Below are 16,537 nucleotides of genomic sequence, written 5' to 3' on the forward strand. Positions count from 1 at the left end.
AGTTTGTCAGTAATCTCCGTCCAGGAAGCAGGCAATGAGTAAAGATATCCGCGTTGCTGCAACTTCAAAAATTTGGGCTTTCGCTACGGGAATGCTAGCAATTTGCATTCCACTTTCTAGCGTAACTAGGAGTGGTCCTATTTTACCGCTAGCCGCGATCGCCGGAGCTGCCACAGGTACGTACTTTGTCTGGCGCGATGATAAGCAGTCTCAATCGCTAGCAAATAGCGATCCAAAACAACTTGAGCAACGCATTGCAAATTTAGAAACAATTGTCAGCGATCGCGAGTTTGAATTAGAGCGGAAAATAAAACAATTAGAATCAAAGGATTAAGTCAAAAGTCAAAAGTCAAAAGTCAAAAGTCAAATCCTATTCTTTGACAACTGATAACTTTGTACAGATGTTACATGTAACGTCTCTACACACACAACTGACTATCCCCCTAGAGCAATATCTAAAAACATCATTACCACAAAACCTAACATGACACCGATAGTTCCTTCGGTTTCTAATCCTTTACGGTGCGATTCGGGGATAATATCGTCGCTGATTACGAATAGCATTGCTCCTGCTGCAAACGCCATTGCCCAAGGTAAAATAAACTGAGCTATACTTGCTACGCCAGCACCAACTAACCCGCCCAAAGGCTCTACTAAACCCGTAAGCAGAGAAATTCCTAAAGCATAGCTAGTAGAATATCTTTCTGAGATTAATGATAGAGCTACTACTAAACCTTCGGGCATATTTTGTAAGCCAATCCCTAAAGCAACGGGTAGCCCTTGTTCGATATTTCCACTCCCAAAATTGACTCCTACAGCCAATCCTTCAGGAAAGTTATGAATTGTAATCGCGGTAATAAATAACCAAATTTGTTTAAGACTTTTACCTCGACAATTTTCTCGTCCTTTAAAAAAATGTTCGTGCGGTAAAGCATGGTGGGCAACTTGTAAGAACAATCCACCCAACAAAATTCCTACAACCATAATTAGAGCAGCGATCGCTCTGGAATAACCAATTTTTTCTGCTGCTTCTGTACCTGGAACGATCAGAGAAAAAGCTGTAGCTGCTAACATAACTCCACCACTAAACCCCAACATGATTCCCTGGATTCTCTGGGTCAAATTGATTGGTAGTAAGATTGGTAAAGCTCCAACAAAAGTTGCTAGTCCAGCGAGTAGGCTAGCAAGAAATCCGACAAGAACAACGTTCATAAATTGCGATCGCGGTAGTGATAGTAATAGTGAAATAGCAACTTAAATAGATGCTGCTTGGGTTTACATCTGTAAAAAGATATTTCCTGAAAATCAAGTATATCATACTCGTTATGAGTACGCATTATTAATGTGCGTACACTTTGAGGGCGCACGATTGTACGCCTTCTCAGAATGGATATGGTATGCTGCCCTGAATCACCAAAGAAAAGGAATCAAGCGGCTACTAGACTCTTGATACGCTGCATACTCGCTATACTTGCCAGACATGGTTTGTTCTCTTTGAGAGATGCGCTGGAGATAGAGGAGGGTAATAGTTCCTGGTACGAGATAAGCCCATAAAGAACCTGCGACAACGCTGAAACTGAGATAGCGTAGCAAGTCACCGAAGTAGTTAATATTGCGAGAGAATCTCCAAACTCCATCCTGCACTAAACCCGCCCCGTATTGCTTAGCAGTTAGTTTTTGTACGTCAGCAGTAGTATTAATCAAAGTTCCGAAGATGTATAGTGGTATGGCGATCGCGATCGCGAGTGCAGAAATAGGTGCGGGGTTGGTAAATGCCAAATATCCAGGTAAGGTATAGAATACTCCGACAAATATCAAAGTGAAGCTAAAACCTCCTACTCCTATGGGTTCGTTAAATATCTGTCGTCGGTTAGGAAAGAACCACTGTTCTAGCAACCACCACAGACAATAGCTAACGTGCAAACAAAGATAAATAACTTGGCGTAAGTCGGATATCCCAAAAACGATTGCACAAATTGCCAAGCAAAAAACTGTCAGCACCTTAGCTGCATTAATATGCTGTTAGTTGAGTTATGGCACTCGCTCCCGCATCAGATGTATTCTGCATCATAACTGACAAACTTCTCTTAACATTTCTTAATTGTAGCTGGGAATTCTATTCTAAAATTTGTCTCGCGCAAAGACGCAAAGGCGCAAAGGGTGCTTAGCGTCTCTGCGTCTTTGCGTGACATTTTTCTCAAGATTTACTGCTACTGGCGAATGATGCGGCGCAATTGATTTGCTTCTTCCCAACTTCTTTCAACTCCACCTTGGGCAATATCTTTGACGTAATTAATTTTGACTTCTTCGAGTAAGTCTACAAATAATGACTTGAGGGCTTGCAAGTTGTGTTGTTTTTTGACTTCTGTTTCTAGGGCAATGCTAAAGTTTTGAATTAAGTGACTCGATTTTTCTATAACTATAGGATCTTCTAATAAATTGGTCAAAGTTGTGTAAGTAGATTGGGAAATATCGTTAGCTAATTTGGATGAAACTTGACGAGGTAGAGTGTCCATACCTGGTAAATGCTGTATTTGCTGGTACATTTGAGTTTTCTTAATGGCATTTTCGATACTGTAGTGGAGTAATGATTCAATCTCAGTTTGGACTTTGGGAATAACTTGATAAATTGTCATTCGCAGTAAGCGATTAGCAATTTCTTGCACTTCATTAGTATTATTAATATTGATATAGGGTTGATAACGTCCCGTTCTTAATAACCACTCAGCTGCATCACCTCGTTCGATAGAGTCTTGCATTTGATCGATTAACCGCACGCCAACAATTTCTGTCACTTCTTCAGCGAAATTAGTGACGAAATCATATTTAATTTGCTTGCGAACAGGTTCGAGATTTAATAATTGTGCTTGATAAAGCTGTATCGTTACTGGAATTACCCTCAGCCAGCGCCAAAATGGTAAGAGGAGAAATAAATCGTACCAACGCCTTAGCAGTGCCTCTAGCCAATTTAAATCTGGTCTTTGACGGCTGATAATGAAAGTACGGATGAGAATTTCTAAGCCAAAAAAAGCGATAAAAGGTAAGTCAATTAACCAAAAGCGATCGATGAATTTACCTTGAGTATTAATTCCACGATAGTAGTTAGTTTCTATGAGTGGCTGAAGATTTGTTGTAAAGAAATCTAATTCTCGCTCCCAGCCTGCGCGATTGAGATAAGCCTGACTCCAAAAAGTATCGAAGGCTTGATGAGCTGAGTTAATATGAACGCGATCGCGGACTTGATTTTTGATATTTTCTAAATGTCCGGTTTTCTGGGCGATCGCAAAAGGATTATCTTCGATTAACTCATTGCTAAGTTGCCGCATTTGAGCTAATAGATTCTCGACTTCTGGTGACTGAATACCCGTCTGCTCAATTTCTTGTTTGATTTGTTGAAATTGAGCCAGATATCGGGTTGTTTCTCGATGGGGTTCGATACCTTTAATCGGATCGTACTGCTGAACAATTTGAGGAAGTTTTTCAAAATAAAAGTCGCGCCAAGGAATATATGATAAATCGAACAAGACAAGGAAGAAATTCAGTAAAACCACAAGAGCAACTAATCTTTCCAGCCAGAGAAAGCGCCGTACTGGACGAAATGCTATTTGAGTTTGTTGCACAGATGACATATTCATTTCAACCAAATTTTGCTCGCACCAAGAATGCGATCGCAGTTAAGGAGCGATAACAGCAAATAGTATCACCAATTGCTGTTAGTCAAAGCCGCGATCGCCTCTTCTTTTGCCTTAGCTTCAATTTCAATCCAGGGTGCTTCTCGGTAGATACTGGGCATGACGGTAATAAATTCGCTATGCTGTCTATCACTGAAAGCTGCTTCACCGTTAGAAATGTGGACGAGTTGCCACTCTGGATTTTTCCACGTCGATCTAGCAGCATAAAACATCTCGGCTACGGAGGGATGATCGTAGCTTTCTAGTTTCTCATGACAGATGTGATGGTGAGCGTCAAAAACCATTGGGACTTTTGCCTGCTGACAAACAGCTAAGATTTCCTCAGCACTGTAGGCATATTCGTCATTTTCAAAAGTGAGGCGGCTTTTAATTGCTTCTGGAAGGCGATTGACAACTTGCACCAATTGCGACGTTCTCTGAGCTTTGCCTCCGTGAATATTCATGCACGCCCAAGCCGAGCGCGGTAAACTGAGCAAGTCCATAATTTGGGCATGTTGTGTCAAAATTTTGATACTGTTTTCCACGACTTGTGGCGAGTCAGAACTTAATACCACAAATTGATCGGGATGGAGTACCATGCGGATGCCCAGTTGTTGCGATCGCCTTCCCACTGCTGCTAAATCAGCAGCCATTTCTGCTAAAATGTTCTGTCCGATGCCGTCTTCCATGTCACTTAGGGGAAATAAACCCGAAGGCATTCGATAGAGGAAGATTTGGTTTGCTTGACAAAAAGATATTGCCGCATCCAAGCGAGTTAAATTGCTCAAATAAAGCTCTCGTAAGGCAGTTTCCCGTTCTGCTGCACTTAACTTGAGGTAGCGCGTCCGCGTCATGGTACGATAGCGGACTGCTTTAGAAACGGTGATACAAACTAAACCCAATTTAGAGCGATCGCCCGTGCGAGATAATAATTTTGTACTGCTTGGCTCAGTAATCATACACATAAAGACAGTAGTTGGCTAACAAATGCGATCGCCACCACAGATAAACTTAGCAATCAAAGACAAATTTAATCTGCCAAATCTAAAATCACATCTATCGAGAGGTGAGAGGTAATGGGTAATGGGTAATGGGTAGTTGGTGGTTGACAGTTCTTGCTCCTCTGCCCCTTGTCTCCCTTGTCTCCCTTGTCTCCCTTGTCTCCCTTGTCGTCCTTGTCTCCCTTGTCTCCCTTGTCCTCCGACTCCCGTACCGACTTATCTTTTCGTTAATGTCGAACCCGTGCGTCCTGTCAGTACCCAAAGCAAAGCTCTACCTCCGTCGCGGATGGTTTTGTTGTAGGGTTCTGGCGATCGCTGCGAGGGAACGGAAATTGGGGTAAAATCAATCCCACGACTACCTAAGACAATTTGACCGATTGTTTCGGCACGGCGCATATGATAGTCAGACGTGATCAGGTAGATCTTCTTGATGCCCCGCTTTTGAAACTCGCCGACTAAGGTAGTAAAGTTTGTGACCGTATCTACTGCCTGGTAGTCTAAATGCAAACGACTGCGATCGACACCAGCTTGGGTAAATAAATTACGGGCGTATTCTTTCGGACTACCACCGGAAACCCAAATTGGTAAATCTGGCTTGTTCTGTGCAAATTCGATTGCGAACTTCTCTCGTTGGACGGAACCGCCGAGAACGAGAATTGCTTGATATGGCTCTAACTGGCTTTTCACCTCCTGATATCCCAGCCACAATAAGGTAGGCAGTAGTAGCATCAGCCAACACCAACCCCTACGCCCAGATTTTCGCGGTTTGACCCGTCGATAACGTCGCTTTTTCAGAACTTTAGCAGAGCTTCAGCGCAACAACACGAATATCTAGGGTAGCAGGCAACTGAGCGGCATGGCTGAGGTCAAGATAAATTTAATGTTTTTGAAGAAAATTGCTTTCGGCAATCTGATGGGGTCAGATAATACTGGCTTCTTGCTATAACTCAACCTTTCTGTGTATTTTATGAAACAGTTAAAGATGAAAAAATACGCAGATGGCAAAGCTTTCAGATGAAACTTTAGGTACCATTTTTACTCTACAAAGACAGTTAGTGGAAGGGATGGATGAGGCAGCAGCAACAGAATCAAGGCTCTTTGAACAGTTTGGTGAAACAGAAGAAACGCTTCCAGTATTAGAACAACTCCTGAATGTGAGAGAACGCCTACTAGCTCCTTATTCTCGTCTGAGTGCGCTCTTACCTAGAATTTCCGAATATCAACCGACTGCTCCTACAGATGTGGTAAATTTACTGTATCAAAACATCGAGCAAGCCCAAGCTGCCCGCGATGCTTCAATTGCAAGTATTAGAGAAGCTAAGAGGGACTTTGACCTACATGAGTAAACCTAAAAAAATTCCCGATCCAGACAAAGTTAAGCGTACCGTCGAACAATTACGTGACAGTAATCGACAACTCGAACTTGTAACTTTGGCACTGGATGAATTGATTGCTAGAGTTGATAACGATTTGCGCCATCAGCGCCGAACTCGGCTTCAGGGTAGAAATTACAAGTTCTAAATTACAAGTTCTAGATTACAATTTATAAAAATTCATGCTTTTCTCAAGCTACTTGAGTTGAACTGATAAAAGCTAGGGAAGTTAAGCACAATGAAAGCAGCAAAATTATCGTTGGCGACTATCTTATCCACGACTGCGATCGCGGGTGGAGTTTTATTTTCTTCTGTCGATCCAGCTCAATCTTATCCTTGCAGCAGATATCGGAACAGCTACACGACGCAATCAATTGATTGGTGGCGTTCTCCTTGGGTAGCAGTTTTGACTATTCCTGGAATTGCTCTAGGAGTAACTCTTTATAGGCGCGGTCGTTCGTATCAGAATTAGCGACGTGTAATTTCCTCCATATTATGCCTAATTTATTGGGGCGCACAGCTGTGCGCCCCTACAAGTGTGTATGCATCAACTTACCTCCGATCTCTCACTTCTTACGTCTGTTTGCGGTAAAGTTTAACTAATCAAATTTACAGAGAAACACTCGCTTTTGTGGCAATTGATACCACTTAGTATGAGCGTGCATCGTAAAAAAACAGAGAAGAGTAGGACAAATCTATTTATGTTCAAAAGGAGTGTACTGCTAGTGGGTGTTGCGCTGGTAGCAACTCCTTTAACTGCTTGCAGCCAATTTTATTCCCAGTCACCACAGCCACAGGGAACCGCTCAAACAGGAAGTAGCCCAGCCGCAGGGGGAGGAGGGGGTACATTAGATGCAGCTAAGTCTCGCGGCAGGCTGGCGTGCGGTGTCAGTGGTACTTTACCAGGGTTTAGCTACGTAGACCAAGCAGGTAAGTATTCTGGACTCGATGTGGATATCTGTCGGGCGATCGCAGCGGCTTTATTTGACGATCTGAATGCTGTCGATTTCCGCAATCTGAACGCAAAAGAGAGATTCACTGCCCTGCAAGCAGGAGAAGTCGATATTCTCAGTCGCAATACGACTTGGACGATGAGTCGCGATACTTCGGTAGGGCTGGAGTTTCTTCCCGTGACGTTTTATGACGGTCAGGGCGTAATGGTGAAGAAATCTGCTGGGACAAAAGACTTGAAGGGTTTGCAAGGCAAAGCTGTTTGCATGGAGACGGGAACTACTACCGAGCAAAACTTTGCCGACCAAATGCGCAAAATTGGAGTGAAATACACGCCCCTAGTATTTGAAGATGCTAATGCCGTTTACGCAGCATACGAACAAGGTCGGTGTCAGGCTGTGAGTACCGATCGCTCTGGATTGGTATCCCGTCGAACAACGCTGAAAAATCCGCAAGATAATATTATTCTAGATGCGCTTTTATCCAAAGAACCACTAACACCAGCCGTGAAAAACGGAGACTCCCGCTGGTTTGATGCGGTTAAGTGGACGATCTTTGGCTTAATTGAAGCCGAAGAACTGGGGATTAATTCTCAAAACATCGACCAATTTGCCAAAAGCCAAGACCCAGTTGTCAAAAGATTGCTAGGCACGGAAGGGAATTTAGGTCAAGGTGCGGGTTTACCGAATGATTTTGTTGCCCGTGCAGTGAGGAAAGTCGGCAACTACGGCGAGATTTACAACCGTAATCTCGGACCTGGCACGCCATTCAATTTACCACGCGGTCAGAACGATATCTGGGAGAAAGGTGGTTTACACTACGCTCCACCGTTCAGGTAACATTTGTCAGGGAGCAGGGAGCAGTCACTTTTGATGTCTGACTTCTGGCTTTTGGTTTTTGACTTGTAACTTTTGACTTTTGACTTACCAATTACCAATTACCACTACATGAAGTTGCAGAAACTATTACGAGACGATCGCTTCTGGCAGATTGCCGGACAGGCGATCGCGGTTTTGTTGGTGGTAATTTTTGTTGCTCTGATTTGGGATAATCTCACTTATAATCTGCGGCAATTAGGCATTCAGTTAGGATTTGATTTTTTGGGAGTGCAAGCCTCCTTTGATATTGGCGAAAGCATCATTCCCTACGATCCGTCTAATAGCTATAGTCGGGCAATATTTGTCGGATTGCTTAATTCATTGCGTGTGGTAGCAATCGGTCTAGTTTTAGCTACTATTTTTGGATTGGTCTTTGGTATTGCCCAACTTTCAGATAACTGGTTGGTACGACGTATTGCTATTTCTTATGTAGAAATCTTCCGCAATGTACCTCTACTATTGCAACTATTTTTTTGGTACTTTGCCGTTTTTATCAACCTACCAGGAATTGAAAATCCTATTACTCTTCTTGGTTCTACTTACCTGACGGGACAAGGCGTGTTTTTTCCGTGGCTGGAAATTGGGTCGGGGGGAGGCATTTGGTTGGTGTTACTGCTGGCGGGAATTGTTGGGGCGATCGCCTTGTGGCGCTGGCGGGGGCGCGTCATGGTAGAACGAGGACAGGCAGGACATCAAATTTGGTATGCTTTGGGTTCGATTTTAGGGGCTATCGTTATCGCTTTTGTCTTGACCCGCAATATTCCCTTTCGGTTGAGTATTCCGCAAGTTACGCAGGGACAGATTGAGGGTGGATTGCGTCTGTCGCCAGAGTTTTGCGCCCTCCTTGCTGGACTGGTGATTTATACGAGTAGTTATATTGCTGAAATTGTGCGGGCGGGGATTCTAGCCGTACCAAAAGGGCAATGGGAAGCAGCTCGTGCTTTGGGACTGAAGCCGAATCGGATCATGCAAATGGTGATTTTACCGCAAGCATTGCGCGTAATTATACCACCCTTGACGAGTCACTACCTCAACTTAGCGAAAAACTCCAGTTTGGCGATCGCAGTTGGTTTTCCCGATGTTTATTTTGTTGCTTCCACCACGTTTAATCAGACGGGACGGGCTGTGGAAGTGATGTTGCTAATTATGATTACCTATCTAACTACAAGCTTAACCATCTCTCTCATCATGAATTTATACAACCGCACTGTGCAAATTAAGGAGAGATAGACCCTTGCAAATCCAATCGTCTGCGCCTCCTACCCCACCCACATCTCCCCTGAACTGGGTACAGAAAAATTTGTTCAGTACTTGGTACAACAGTATTCTGACAATTGTTTGCTTAGCAGTCATTATTTGGGGACTGAGTAACTTTATTAGTTGGGCATTAACCGCAGCACAGTGGGGGGTCGTAGGTGCAAACTTGCGGCTCTTTTTTGTCGGCCGATTTCCTCCGGAATTGTATTGGCGGGTGTGGACGGCGCTGGGACTGATTATCGGTTTAGCAGGGCTTTGTTGGGGTTATATTGTTAGAAATTCTCCCATATTTAGCCGGACAATTTTATTTGTTTTAGGGGTAATGATTGCAGCTATTGTACTGCTACCTTTAGAACTGAGTGCGCGTCTATGGATATTAGCGATCGCCATTATTGCTATAGTTGGCTACGCAGTTGGACGCAAATTACCTGCTAGTATTAGCCCTTGGCTAACACCAGCTTGGGGATTAGTATTTATCGTCAATATTTGGTTAATTGGAGGTGGTTTAGGTTTAGCTTCAGTCCCAACAAATGTATGGTCGGGGCTATTACTAACCCTACTCACAGCAATTTGCGGGATCGTACTGTCGTTTCCCTTTGGCGTTTTACTCGCCCTCGGTCGCCAAAGTCCATTACCTATAGTCCGGATCTTATCGATTCTCTACATTGAAGTCGTGCGCGGGTTGCCATTAATTGGCATTTTATTCTTAGCTCAGGTAATGTTACCGTTATTTCTCCCGCCTAACTTCCGCAATTTAGATCGCGTACTACGGGCGATCGCTGGACTAGTATTATTTAGTGCAGCGTATTTAGCAGAAAATATCCGTGGTGGATTACAAGCTATACCTAGAGGACAATACGAAGCCGCTAAAGCCTTGGGTTTAAGTTCGCCTTTAGTTGTGTTACTGATCGTATTACCCCAGGCACTTAAAGCCGTAATTCCCGCGATCGTCGGTCAATTTATTGGTTTATTTAAAGATACATCTCTACTAGCTCTATTTGGTTTACTAGAATTAACCGGAATCTCTCGCTCGATTTTGGCACAACCCCAATTTCTCGGACGTTATGCCGAAGTTTATTTATTCATTGGCTTACTCTACTGGCTCTTTTGTTATGGAATGTCTACTGCAAGTCGCTATTTAGAACGGAAATTAAATGTTAGTAACTAACAGGTAATGGGTAATGGGTAAAGTCAAAAGTCAAAAGCTAACAGTCAAAAATTACCAACTACCAACTACCAATTACCAACTATCAATTACCAACTACCAATGACAAATGACAATTCACAACCAATGATTATTGCTGAGAACGTCCATAAGTGGTATAGCAGCAATAAATTTTACGTCCTGCGTGGGGTTAGCCTTACCGTGAATCGGGGGGAGGTGGTGGTGGTGATGGGTCCCTCTGGTTCGGGTAAATCTACGTTTATTCGCACGTTTAATGCTTTAGAAGATTACCAACAAGGGCGAATTGAAGTTGATGGAATTGCCCTAACTCACGATTTGCGTAACATAGATGCAATTCGTAAAGAAGTGGGAATGGTGTTTCAGCAATTTAATTTGTTTCCTCACCTTACCGTACTACAAAACGTAACTCTTTCGCCGATTTGGGTACGCCGCTGGAAAAAGCAAAAAGCGGAAGAAGTCGCCATGCAACTGTTGGAAAGGGTAGGAATTTTAGAACAAGCGCAAAAGTACCCAGGACAACTTTCTGGCGGACAACAACAACGGGTAGCGATCGCCCGGGCATTAGCAATGCAGCCTAAAATTATGTTATTTGACGAACCTACATCAGCCCTCGATCCAGAAATGGTACGGGAAGTGTTAGATGTGATGAGGAGTCTGGCGCGATCGGGGATGACAATGGTAGTCGTGACGCACGAAGTTGGGTTTGCCCGCGAAGTTGCCGATCGCATCGTTTTAATGGATAGTGGAATGTTAGTCGAACAAGCCCCACCCCAAGAATTTTTTCAAAACCCCAAAGAAGAACGGACGCGCAAGTTTTTATCGCAAATTTTGTAAGCGTAAATTTTGTAAAAGAGGGAATCGTAGGGGCGGGTTTACCGAAGGGTTGATACTGACAGATATTTCGGATAAACTTGCCCGTACAGGAGTAGGGAGTCGTTATCGGATTCGATTAAACTCGTTGTTTCAATTCAAGATCGGCTGTTTGAAATAAGTTTTTTGTTTCTACTTTGGTAGTCATTGCTGACAACAGAGTGAAGTTATTTAACTGTTGTAAATCCAAAGCGATCGCTAAATTGTTATAGCCTGCTTCAATTAGATTGTCTATGGCTTTTTGAAGCAGTTCTACACTTCCTTCTGCTAAAACAGCTTTGAAGTAGGCACTAGCCTCAGATGGTTCTTTTAAAGACTCAATTAGGTAACTGTGGTAGCTAATATTTTTCGGCATTTTATCTGTTTCCATAGTCCGTCCAATATTGAATAGCTTGGGGGATGTCTTTTTCTTGAGTACTCTTATCTCCTTCACATAAAAGTAGAATCAACGTCGTTCCTACTTGTCCAAAATAAACTCTATAACCAGAACCATAATCTATTTTCAACTCACACACGCCTTTCCCAACTGCTTTATAGTCCCCAAGATTAGCAGTTTCAACGCGATCGAGCCTTGCTTTAATTTTAGCTCTAGCGTTACTGTCTCGTAGAGACTCTAACCATTCTATGAAAGGATATTTCCCATCTGGAGTTGCATAAACTTGAATTTCTCTAGGAGAGGCTTCTGGCATTATTATCTGTAAAAAAGCTATTTTCTTCGATTGAGACGTAATATGAACTCTATTATCGTATTCGGTAGTATCAATATCGATCTAGTTAGTAAAACACCCAGATTACCTTTACCTGGAGAAACTCTGACGGGACATAGTTTTGTCACCGCGCCAGGGGGAAAAGGCGCAAATCAAGCAGTTGCGATCGCCAAATTGGGCGTTCCCTCATACATGATAGGGCGTGTTGGCGGAGATAATTTCGGTCGGGAATTATTAGCAAGTCTGCAAGCGGCGGGAGTACGAACTGAAAATGTATTGGTGGATGAAAGTATCAGTTCTGGAGTCGCTGCGATCGCGGTTGATGACAATGGTGAAAACCAAATTATCATAACTCCTGGTGCAAATGGACGAGTCGATGAGACAGATGTAGAACGTCTCCAGAGTGTATTAAAGATCCTTTCTCGCCCCCCTTCCCAAGGGGAGGGAACAAGTAGCCCCCCTTCCCAAAGGGAGGGAACAAATAGCCCCCCTTCCCAAGGGGAGTTAGAAAAATCTATTAGCCCCCCTTCCCAAGGGGGGTTGGAGGGATCGATCCTACTCCTCCAACTAGAAATTCCCCTCAGCGCCGTTATTGCAGCCGCCCAAGTTGCAAAAGCAGCCGGAATTCAAGTCATTCTCGATCCTGCACCAGCCCAAAATTTACCAGATGAACTTTATCCCTTGGTCGATATCATCACCCCAAACGAAACAGAAGCAGGGCGATTAGTTGGCTTTACTGTAGATGGACGAGAAACTGCAACCGCAGCAGCACGGGCTTTGTTACAAAAAGGTGTGGGTAATGCGATCGTCAAACTTGGTGCTAGGGGTGTCATCTGTGCGACTCAAGCAGAAACATTTTTTACTCCCGCCTTCTCCGTCACGGCTGTAGATACGGTAGCCGCAGGAGATGCCTTCAATGGTGGTTTAGCTGCGGCACTAGTAGAAGGACTACCCTTGAGACAAGCAGTAGTATGGGGTGCAGCGGCGGGCGCTTTAGCTGCAACCAAGCCAGGGGCGCAGTCTGCAATGTGCGATCGCCCTACTTTGGAGGCATTAATGGCAACTGGATCGTAAACGTTGCTCCTTGTCCCACGCCAAGACTGGCAGCGTGAATTGTACCACCATGCAATTCTACGATGTGACGGGCGATCGCCAATCCCAGTCCCAATCCTCCTTGCTTATTAGGACTCTGGGCTTGACGGAAGCGATCGAAGACGTGGGGCAAAAACTCAGGACTGATACCATTGCCCGTATCGATAACTTGAATTTGGGCGTAGTTGGTAGTTGATAATTGGTAATTGGTAGTTGGTAATTGGTGGTTGTGACTACTAGTTAATAACGATAACTGGACTTCGATTTTGCCACCTTCTGGGGTAAATTTAATTGCGTTTGAGAGTAAATTACCCAAGACTTGTTGCAAGCGATCGCGATCGCCAGAGATTGGAATTCGGAATTTAGAATTCGGGATTCGGAATTCTAAATGAATCTGCTTGGCGCTAGCAGCAAGAAAAGTAGTTTCAACCGACTCTTCTACAAGGGAAACTAAATCGAACTGACTCTCTTGGAGTTCTAGTTTGCCGCGAATCATGCGCGACACGTCTAACAGATTTTCGAGCAATTTTGCTTGAGATTGGGCGTTACGCTCGATCGCGTCTAAGGCGCGGGCAGTGGTTTCAGCATTCACCTGACGAGTCCTCAGCAGTTTTGCCCAACCCAGAATCGCATTCAGGGGAGAGCGCAAATCGTGAGATACCATTGCCACAAACTCATCTTTAGCACGGTTAGCGGCTTCAGCTTCTCTCTGTGCTTGTTGAGCTAGTTCCAGCATACGAGCGTTTTCTACTTCCCTGTGTTTGCGATCGGTAATATCTAAATCAACTCCTGTCATACGGACGGCTTTACCCGTTCGATCGTAGAAAATCTGTCCTTTGCTCTGCGCCCAACGAACTGTACCATTAGGAAAAACAACTCGAAATTCGATGTTGTAGTCTGCTCCCGTATTGACGGCGCTGTCAATTGCCTCTAGCACGCGATCGCGATCTTCTGGGTGCAGTCGCGATTCAAACATTTCGTAAGAACCGTCAAACTCCCCTGGAGTTAAGCCAAACATGGCTTCCATGTTGTCAGACCAAGTGATGCTACCAGTTGAAATGTCCCAATCCCAACTTCCCATCTGAGTTGCGGCAAAAGCCAGCCGCAATCGTTCTTCACTGTTGCGCAGGGCAATCTCGGCTCGTTTGCGATCGCTGAGATCTACGATAAAGGCAATATGTTCTTCTACCTCACCTTGCAAGCGCGTAGCACTAATTAAAATTGGTAGGCGCGTCCCATCTTTGCGAATAACTTCTTTCTCTATTGCTTTGATGCTGCCAGTCAATTCTAGCTGCTCCATTGCCTGCCGATCTATCTCGGCATACTCTGGCGGACTCATATCCCGCCAACTCAGTTTAGAATTGCGAAACTCGTCGCGGGTATAACCCAGGATCGACAACAGCGTATCGTTCATCTCTAAAACATCACCATTAGATGAACCAAAGCCAATGCCAATTTGAGATGTTTCTAGCGTGCGTTGGATACGTTCTTGACTGCGACGTAGTTCTATCTCTACCTGCTTGCGTGCGGTAATGTCTTGAGCCGTACCGAGAATTTGCTGAACCGAACCATCGCTGTTTCTGGTAAACACGCTTTCTCGGCTGCACAGCCACCGCCATTCACCGTTAGCGTGCTGCATTCGGTACTCGAATTCCAGAACTTCACGATCTCCAACTCCATCGAATCTTCGTAAGTGTGCGGGCAATAAAGCAAGATCTTCAGGGTGCATCAGGCTTTGCAATCCCACCGTTCCGAGTTGGCAAATTGCTTCTGGCGTATACCCAAGCACTTCAGTAACTTGTCGATTTATATAGACATTTCGCCGCTCTTTTAAATCGTGAATATATAAAATGTCAGGGATAGTCACGGCAATTTGCTCGATCAAATGCCGAGTCTCTCGCAATATCATTTCTGCTTGCTTGCGATCGCTTATGTTGCGTTGAATGGCGACAAAATGAGTGTACTGCCCTGCGGCATCCGCTATGGGTGTAATGCTAATCTCTACCCAAAATTCCGAGCCATCCTTACAATAATTGATCAGTTCTTCTTGTACTGGCTTTTTGGCTTGTAAGGCATCCCGAATACGCTTGAGTGCTGCTTTATCGGTTTTAGCACCTTGGAGAAAACGCGGCGATCTGCCTACAACTTCTTCACAGGTATAGCTAGTTAAGTCAGTGAATGCTTGATTCACATATACGATTCGCGGTCCTGGCTCCTCTAAAGGAGCGATCGCGGTTATGATGACGGCATCGTTAGCATTGACAACGACAGATTCTAGTAATCGCAAACGTTCTTCAGAGCGTTTGCGATCGGTGATATCTCGCCAGGAAGCCACAAAACCATCGCCCAATTTATTTGCTCGGATATCAAAGGCTCTGGTTAAATATTCTTGGTTAAATCTATCTGAGTAAATTAAGTCTTCTTTTGTCAGAGGTGCGCCTGTCTCTACCACCCGACAATATTCATTAAATAATCCAGTCTCTCGATGAAAAGGCAAAATTTCACAGAGATGTTTACCAATTTGTTCTGCTGCTGTCATGCGGTTATTAGTACAAGCTGCCGCATTCACGTACTCGACAATAAAATCTACAATTTTACCCGATTCATCACGCAAGCATTTGTAGATGCCAAAGCAATCGAGCATGTTTTCAATTGAAGTGCGAAATCTGTCTTCGCTTTGTTCTAATTGCTGTTGTAGGCGATCGCGTTCTAAAATATTATGAATTGCTAAACGAAGATTTTCTGACGTAGTTTTTCCTTTTACCAAATAGTCAGATGCACCGCTTTTCATTGCTTGCACGGCAACATCTTCATTTCCTCGTCCCGTCAACATAATTACAGGTAATTGCATTTTACCAAATTGAGTTTTTAACTCGCATAAAAACTCAATACCGTCAATATCAGGGAGGTGAAAGTCTAACAAAATAGCATCTGGCTGTACTAGTTTGCATACTTCTAGTCCATTCTCACCATAATCTGTTTCTAAAAATATGTAATGGTAGCGATCGTCAGTAAGTAAGAAGCGACGGTATGTTTCTCGATCTTCAGGAGAATCATCAACGATGAGAACTGTTCTCTCAAAACTCATCAATACCTCCTCCTATGAGGTAGAATCACGACTTCAAACCAATATTGAATGAGAATTTGAATCGTATGCATTAATTTTTTCACATCCATTGGTTTAATGATGTAGCCATTCACGCCATAGCGATAACAGACCTCCACGTCTTTTGGATTAGAAGATGTTGTAAATACTACAATAGGAATTATTTTTAACTCCTCGTCTTGCTTGATCTGTTCTAGTACTTCCCGTCCATCTGTACCTGGTAGATTTAAATCAAGGACGATAATTGCTGGACGAAGTACTCGCTCTAGATCGGCGTACTCGCCATCATGATATAAATAGTCTAATGCATCGTCACCATCAATACAGCGATGAATAGGATTGATAACGGATAACTGCCGCATTATCCGCCCGAAAGCTTCAAAATCTTCATCGCTATCTTCAATTAACAGCAATGGTTGGGTCGATTTACTAGTCATACGTTCAA

18 protein-coding genes and 1 pseudogene are annotated in these 16,537 nt (G+C 43.8%); 9 read left to right on the top strand and 10 right to left on the bottom strand.

Annotated features, from left to right (window positions below; translation table 11 throughout):
• The first annotated feature begins 34 nt into the window (after positions 1-34).
• Positions 35-334: a hypothetical protein gene (locus DSM107010_RS13160; RefSeq protein ID WP_015157444.1), complete on the top strand. Its 300-nt coding sequence runs from the start codon at positions 35-37 to the stop codon at positions 332-334.
• Positions 335-435: 101 nt separating this feature from the next.
• On the opposite strand, the gene DSM107010_RS13165 is transcribed toward DSM107010_RS13160, so the two are convergent.
• The 6 genes and pseudogenes from DSM107010_RS13165 to DSM107010_RS13190 all read right to left on the bottom strand — a co-directional run bounded on the left by DSM107010_RS13165 (position 436) and on the right by DSM107010_RS13190 (position 5,401).
• Positions 436-1,212 (bottom strand): ZIP family metal transporter, encoded by a 777-nt coding sequence (locus DSM107010_RS13165; RefSeq protein WP_106169352.1) that lies wholly within the window; start codon positions 1,210-1,212, stop codon positions 436-438.
• Positions 1,213-1,410: 198 nt separating this feature from the next.
• Positions 1,411-2,068 (bottom strand): annotated as a pseudogene (locus DSM107010_RS13170) (DUF1295 domain-containing protein).
• A gap of 142 nt (positions 2,069-2,210) precedes the next feature.
• The gene (locus tag DSM107010_RS13175) at positions 2,211-3,635 is read right to left on the bottom strand and encodes a hypothetical protein (protein ID WP_241994203.1); all 1,425 of its coding nucleotides are present in this window, start codon (positions 3,633-3,635) and stop codon (positions 2,211-2,213) included.
• 65 nt (positions 3,636-3,700) lie between these two features.
• Positions 3,701-4,630, bottom strand: a complete 930-nt coding sequence (gene uvsE, locus DSM107010_RS13180; protein WP_241994204.1) for a UV DNA damage repair endonuclease UvsE — start codon at positions 4,628-4,630, stop codon at positions 3,701-3,703.
• Positions 4,631-4,727: 97 nt separating this feature from the next.
• Entirely contained in the window at positions 4,728-4,934 is a 207-nt protein-coding gene (locus tag DSM107010_RS13185) for a hypothetical protein (RefSeq protein WP_127023123.1), read from the bottom strand.
• Positions 4,889-5,401 (bottom strand): YdcF family protein, encoded by a 513-nt coding sequence (locus DSM107010_RS13190; protein ID WP_015157439.1) that lies wholly within the window; start codon positions 5,399-5,401, stop codon positions 4,889-4,891. Before DSM107010_RS13190 ends, DSM107010_RS13185 begins: the two co-directional genes overlap by 46 nt.
• 269 nt (positions 5,402-5,670) lie before the next feature.
• On the opposite strand from DSM107010_RS13190, the gene DSM107010_RS13195 reads away from it, so the two are divergent.
• From DSM107010_RS13195 to DSM107010_RS13225, 7 genes are all read left to right on the top strand, one after another.
• On the top strand, positions 5,671-6,018 hold the full coding sequence (locus DSM107010_RS13195) for a hypothetical protein (RefSeq protein WP_106167934.1): 348 nt from the start codon (positions 5,671-5,673) through the stop codon (positions 6,016-6,018).
• Positions 6,011-6,193: a hypothetical protein gene (locus tag DSM107010_RS13200; RefSeq protein WP_015157437.1), complete on the top strand. Its 183-nt coding sequence runs from the start codon at positions 6,011-6,013 to the stop codon at positions 6,191-6,193. Before DSM107010_RS13195 ends, DSM107010_RS13200 begins: the two co-directional genes overlap by 8 nt.
• A gap of 90 nt (positions 6,194-6,283) precedes the next feature.
• On the top strand, positions 6,284-6,517 hold the full coding sequence (locus tag DSM107010_RS13205) for a hypothetical protein (protein WP_015157436.1): 234 nt from the start codon (positions 6,284-6,286) through the stop codon (positions 6,515-6,517).
• 229 nt (positions 6,518-6,746) lie between these two features.
• Positions 6,747-7,835, top strand: a complete 1,089-nt coding sequence (locus tag DSM107010_RS13210; RefSeq protein WP_106167935.1) for an amino acid ABC transporter substrate-binding protein — start codon at positions 6,747-6,749, stop codon at positions 7,833-7,835.
• 108 nt (positions 7,836-7,943) lie between these two features.
• Positions 7,944-9,104: an amino acid ABC transporter permease gene (locus DSM107010_RS13215; protein WP_106167936.1), complete on the top strand. Its 1,161-nt coding sequence runs from the start codon at positions 7,944-7,946 to the stop codon at positions 9,102-9,104.
• 4 nt (positions 9,105-9,108) lie between these two features.
• Positions 9,109-10,299 carry an amino acid ABC transporter permease gene (locus DSM107010_RS13220; RefSeq protein ID WP_181246372.1) on the top strand — a complete coding sequence of 397 codons (1,191 nt, stop codon included), beginning with the start codon at positions 9,109-9,111 and terminating at the stop codon, positions 10,297-10,299.
• Between the two features lie 99 nt (positions 10,300-10,398).
• A complete protein-coding gene (locus DSM107010_RS13225) occupies positions 10,399-11,151 on the top strand; it encodes an amino acid ABC transporter ATP-binding protein (RefSeq protein WP_106167937.1) in 753 nt (250 codons plus the stop codon).
• A gap of 115 nt (positions 11,152-11,266) precedes the next feature.
• Here the strand turns inward: DSM107010_RS13225 and DSM107010_RS13230 are convergent, their stop codons facing one another.
• Entirely contained in the window at positions 11,267-11,557 is a 291-nt protein-coding gene (locus DSM107010_RS13230; protein ID WP_106167938.1) for a transcriptional regulator, read from the bottom strand.
• A complete protein-coding gene (locus tag DSM107010_RS13235) occupies positions 11,544-11,876 on the bottom strand; it encodes a type II toxin-antitoxin system RelE/ParE family toxin (RefSeq protein WP_015157430.1) in 333 nt (110 codons plus the stop codon). The genes DSM107010_RS13230 and DSM107010_RS13235 overlap by 14 nt, the downstream gene beginning before the upstream one ends.
• A gap of 42 nt (positions 11,877-11,918) precedes the next feature.
• On the opposite strand from DSM107010_RS13235, the gene DSM107010_RS13240 reads away from it, so the two are divergent.
• Entirely contained in the window at positions 11,919-12,968 is a 1,050-nt protein-coding gene (locus DSM107010_RS13240; RefSeq protein ID WP_106167939.1) for a ribokinase, read from the top strand.
• Here the strand turns inward: DSM107010_RS13240 and DSM107010_RS13245 are convergent.
• Complete coding sequence (locus DSM107010_RS13245) at positions 12,934-16,074, bottom strand: PAS domain S-box protein (RefSeq protein ID WP_106167940.1); 3,141 nt, start codon at positions 16,072-16,074, stop codon at positions 12,934-12,936. The genes DSM107010_RS13240 and DSM107010_RS13245 overlap by 35 nt on opposite strands.
• Entirely contained in the window at positions 16,074-16,529 is a 456-nt protein-coding gene (locus DSM107010_RS13250; protein ID WP_106167942.1) for a response regulator, read from the bottom strand. The genes DSM107010_RS13245 and DSM107010_RS13250 overlap by 1 nt, the downstream gene beginning before the upstream one ends.
• Positions 16,530-16,537 lie beyond the last annotated feature (8 nt).

The sequence above is a fragment of the Chroococcidiopsis cubana SAG 39.79 genome, assembly GCF_003991895.1.
GTDB lineage: Bacteria > Cyanobacteriota > Cyanobacteriia > Cyanobacteriales > Chroococcidiopsidaceae > Chroococcidiopsis > Chroococcidiopsis thermalis.